Raw genomic sequence first — 4305 nt, forward strand, 5'->3', positions numbered from 1 at the left:
GCCAATACCCGGATCTCCAACGCCAGCTCTCCCCCAACCATCCAGGCCCCCGCCACAACGACGAGGCACCCTAAGCCTGGGTCAGCTTTCAACCGGCGACTGGGTCAGTTTCACTCCGGCGGCTACAATGGACCGCGAGGACCGGGACCGCTTCATCGCCATGTATCCCGATGGTCTCCCCGCGCTGTTCGTTGCGGGCAACGGCAAGGGCCGTGAATACGTTCGCTGCGCCCCGCCGCCCGCCTCCGGGATGGCGCGAGGCAACACCGTCTCGGTGGCTCCGCTGATCCTTGGCGAGGAAGCCAAGGGCGGGCGCGTGGGCTATCGCGACGGGGACCGGTTCAACCTCTGCCGGGACAACCTCAGGGTGACCGGCAAGGACACCGCCAGCACCAACGCCCATCCGCCCCGAGGGTCGCCTTCGGCTCCCACCGCCGAAGCCGGGGAGGGCTGATCCCCATGGCGTTCATCATCGGCGCGGCGACCCTCGCGGTCACCGCAGCGTCGGCCTACGCGGGCTACGCTGGGCAGCAGCAGCAGGCGAAGAAGGCCAACGCATACAGCGCGGCGACCAACGCTGCGAACGCGGACTATCGACGCGACGTGCAGGAATACCAACTCGACGTGTGGCAGCAGGACTTGGACTACGCCAACGAGGTGCTGGCCTACTCCCGCGCCGAGTTCGACAAGCAATCGCTGTGGGCGACCACGGCCATGGCTGCCGTCGAGCGCAACCGCGACAGCGACGCCTTCACGCTGGCCGTGCGGGGCATCGAGGAGAACATCGCCGCCACCTTCCAGGGCACCGCGCTGCGCTCGCAAGGGCAAGCCGCTCGGGGCCAATACGCTGCCCGTGACAGGGGCGTGGAGGGCAACAGCGTCGATGCCGTCTTGGGCGACGTGCGGCGGCAGGAGGGCGAGGCCCTCACCATGGTCGAGGTGAACCGCGCAGCGGGCGCCCGGCAGCTTGCCCGCGAGGGCCGGGCCATCGACGCGCAGCACGACCAGCAGCTTTCGCAGATCGCGGGGAACATTCGGACGTTCTCCCCGCAGTCCCCCATCCGGGCACCGTCGCCGGTCAGCCTCACGCAACCGCAGGCGCCCGTGGCGGGCCCCTCGGTGGCGAACCTCGCCATGGGCATCGGCAACGCCTTCGTCAGCGGCGTGAGCGCCTACAACCAGGCGAGCGGGCAGAACATGCAACAGACCGTCAGCCAAGTGACCGGCTGGGTCGGTCGGCAGTTCGCCATCGGAGGAGGCGGGAGCCCGTGACGGGGCCCGCAGCGGCACCCTCCGCGCCCGTGCGGGTCGCCATCGCGGACCTTCATCGGGATAGCCGGTTCCAAATCAGGCACCGGATGGAGCCCGCGACGGTGGACCGCTACGCGAAGGCCCTGGCCGCCGGGCGCAACTTCCCCCCGATCCGGGCTGCCCTGGTCGGCGGTGTGCTGGTGCTGGTGGATGGCTGGCATCGCCTCGCCGCCCATCAGGCCATCGGGGCAACCCATGTCGAGGCCACCATCACGGAGGCATCGGCGGAAGAAGCCCGGTGGCTGGCGGCCGAGGCGAACCTTGCCCACGGCTTGCCGCTCAAGACCCGCGAGCTACCGGACGCCTTCCGGGCGTTCGTGAAGGCTGGGCGTTACCGGGCCACCGACAGGCCCGGCGGGAGGCCCCGGCTGTTGTCCTATCGTGCGATCGCCAAGGCCCTCGGGCCGGTCGCCCACACCACCGTCCGCAACTGGATGCAGAAGGACTTTCCGAAGATCGCCAAGGAATACGGCGGGGAGGCGGGGCCCCTGGAGGGACCGCCACCGCGAGAGGACCCTGAGGACCACTTTGCACAAGCCGCCCGGGACCTCATCCGGCAAGCCGTCACGGCGGCCCGTGGGGTCCGCGATCCGGATAGGCGAGGGGCCATCATCGGGGCAGCAGAGGAGGCCCTGAGGGAGCTACGGGAGGGAGGCGCCTGGAAGCCGCCCCTTCCGGAGGAGTTCTAGGGAAATCAGAGGGTTACCGTTCAGGTGTTCAAAATGAACATCTCTAGATAACAGAACGGGGTTTTGACCAAGGGCAAACCCAGGGTTTTCCTGGGTTTCGCCTGTCCCCGTCGGGCCCGGATGTTTTGGGTCACGGGCCTGAGCGGTCCACCGCCCACCGGGCCGCGCGGGTTTCCCCCCGTGGGGGTGGTCGGCTGCCCGGGAGCGTGGCGCTATGACCCGTTGAACCCGCCGCTACCAGCGGAGCGCCACGCGCGCCCGGCTATGCCCGGGCCGTACCCGTTGAAGCCGCCGCTTCCATCCGAGCGCCACATCCGACCTGCAATCCCATTGCCATACCCATTGAAGCCGCCGTTTCCGTCCGAACGCCACATCTGACCAGCAATGCCGTTGCCATACCCATTGAAGCCGCCGTTGCCGTCCGAACGCCACATCTGACCGGCAATACCCGGCCCGTACCCGTTGAAGCCGCCGTTGCCGTCCGAACGCCACATCTGACCGGCGGCGCCCGGTCCGTACCCGTCAAAGCCGCCAGCCCCATCCGAACGCCACATCACACCGGACCCGCATTGGAACAAGATAACGGCCATTGCCAACACCCCCTGATCGTAAGCCCCCGCAAGCGGCATAGCGGCTTCGGGGCGGGATTTCCATTGGAGTGTCCCGCACGGGCCTGCCCTAATGAGGCGTCTCGGATCGGCCTGAGTGTGTCCCACACGAATGGTATTGATCATTGAGACGGCTCCCGCCATCGTCGTTAGAGACCCGTGTGAGACAATCTCGCCGGGACGGGGACCGACGACAGATGGCGATGACCGTGGGCTATGCCCGGACCTCCACCGTGGAACAGGAAGCCGGGCTAGATGCGCAGGACCGGGACCTCCGGGCCGCCGGGTGCGGCAAGGTGTTCGCGGAGCGGGTCTCCTCGGTCGCCAAGCGGGCGCAACTTGAGGCGGCCCTTGAGTATGTCCGGGAGGGCGACACGCTCGCCGTCACCAAGCCCGACCGGCTGGCCCGTTCGGTGGCCGACCTCCTCGCCATCATCGCCCGCCTGGAGGCCAAGGGCGTGGCCCTCCGGGTGCTGTCGATGGGCGGCGCCGAGGTGGACACCCGGACCCCGACCGGGCGCCTGATGCTGACCATGCTGGGGGCCGTAGCGGAGTTTGAGCGGGCCCTGATGCTGGAACGCCAGCGGGAGGGCATCGCCAAGGCCAAGGCTGAGGGGAAGTATCAAGGGCGGGTGCCAACCGCACGGCGGCAGGCAGCCGAGGTGTTGAAGCTCAAGGCCGCGGGGGTCCGCCCGGCGGACATTGCCCGGAAGCTCGGCATCGGCCGGGCCAGCGTTTATCGCATCCTCGGTGGCGATGTGGCGGCATGAGATCCCTGCTGCGCACCTAACCGCGCATCCTACGCTTATTGATCTAGGGTGAAAATCCTACGTCAGGGGCATGGGATGCATTGGGGTCCGGGACCTTTCCGGAACCTAGGAGGCTAGTCTCCTGGCTTCACCAAACACCCCTCGCGGTGCCTATCTACCGACCCCGAGGGCCCCCATAGCGGGACCATACCGGAGCGCCCCCCGGTCCGCCGACCGCTACCGCGAGTAACCCTTGAGGGTGCCGAAAGGGCGCAAACGCGCGTCCCGCTCATATAGGCAAGCGACGCGACGTGTAAGCAAGTCGGGTCCAGCCCGCTGCGTCACTTGGCATCCTTGCCCCGAGGCGCTCGATCATTAATCGTGCACAAGAAGCGCCTTCGGGCGTGATTCGCATCGGGCAGAAGCAGAGCGATTGGTCGCAGGATATGGAGGAACTGAAGTAGTGCCACTGAACGACGCTCAAATAAACTGGTACCAAACAGCAATTCAAGAACTCGACCCTGATGCTGAGGTCGTTCGGATCGAGCGTGCACAAAACCTAGTGCACTATTCGCCGAAAATTAGGTCTGACGAAAGCCACTCCAAGCCGCTTACGCCGGAAGAATGGGTGCATGCCCTTACGTGCGTGACCCTCGTAAAGCGCCTTGGTTATCCCGTAGATAGACTTGTTCATGAGCGGCACATCGCGCATGGGTCGTCCGGCTCAAATGCAGATGAGATGGACGTCATTATTCTCGATGAAGATGGCCGCCCTTACGCTGCCTGGGAATTGAAGGCAGCCGAGGCCTATAACACTGAGTTGGACGCCTCCAGAAACCCCTCGCCCTGAAGCCGTTCGGCTGATTCACTGACGCGGATTGGCGCGGGGGATGGCGATGGTTCGGCAGCCGGGGTTCTTCGACGTGGAGGAACGGCTGCGGGAGTTGT

Annotated in this window: 6 protein-coding genes; 5 read left to right on the forward strand and 1 reads right to left on the reverse strand. The window is 66.5% G+C overall.

The features are described 5' to 3' along the window. Positions 1-127 precede the first annotated feature (127 nt). The 3 genes from HW578_RS23475 (at position 128) to HW578_RS23485 (ending at position 2000) form a co-directional block, all read left to right on the forward strand. Positions 128-454 (forward strand): hypothetical protein, encoded by a 327-nt coding sequence (locus HW578_RS23475; RefSeq protein ID WP_198373131.1) that lies wholly within the window; start codon positions 128-130, stop codon positions 452-454. A 5-nt stretch (positions 455-459) separates the two neighbouring features. Then, positions 460-1272 (forward strand): virion core protein, T7 gp14 family, encoded by an 813-nt coding sequence (locus tag HW578_RS23480; RefSeq protein ID WP_198373132.1) that lies wholly within the window; start codon positions 460-462, stop codon positions 1270-1272. 101 nt (positions 1273-1373) lie between these two features. Further along, positions 1374-2000, forward strand: coding sequence for a hypothetical protein (locus HW578_RS23485; protein WP_232479232.1), 627 nt, complete (start codon positions 1374-1376; stop codon positions 1998-2000). Between the two features lie 212 nt (positions 2001-2212). Here the strand turns inward: HW578_RS23485 and HW578_RS23490 are convergent, their stop codons facing one another. Continuing rightward, positions 2213-2590, reverse strand: a complete 378-nt coding sequence (locus HW578_RS23490; RefSeq protein ID WP_198373134.1) for a hypothetical protein — start codon at positions 2588-2590, stop codon at positions 2213-2215. A 221-nt stretch (positions 2591-2811) separates the two neighbouring features. Here HW578_RS23490 and HW578_RS23495 point away from each other — a divergent pair, with 221 nt between their 5' ends. Then, the gene (locus tag HW578_RS23495) at positions 2812-3378 is read left to right on the forward strand and encodes a recombinase family protein (RefSeq protein ID WP_198373136.1); all 567 of its coding nucleotides are present in this window, start codon (positions 2812-2814) and stop codon (positions 3376-3378) included. 442 nt (positions 3379-3820) lie between these two features. Then, entirely contained in the window at positions 3821-4207 is a 387-nt protein-coding gene (locus tag HW578_RS23500) for a type I restriction enzyme HsdR N-terminal domain-containing protein (protein ID WP_198373135.1), read from the forward strand. Positions 4208-4305 lie beyond the last annotated feature (98 nt).

Source organism: Roseomonas rosulenta (genome assembly GCF_016106005.1).
Classification (GTDB): domain Bacteria; phylum Pseudomonadota; class Alphaproteobacteria; order Acetobacterales; family Acetobacteraceae; genus Neoroseomonas; species Neoroseomonas rosulenta.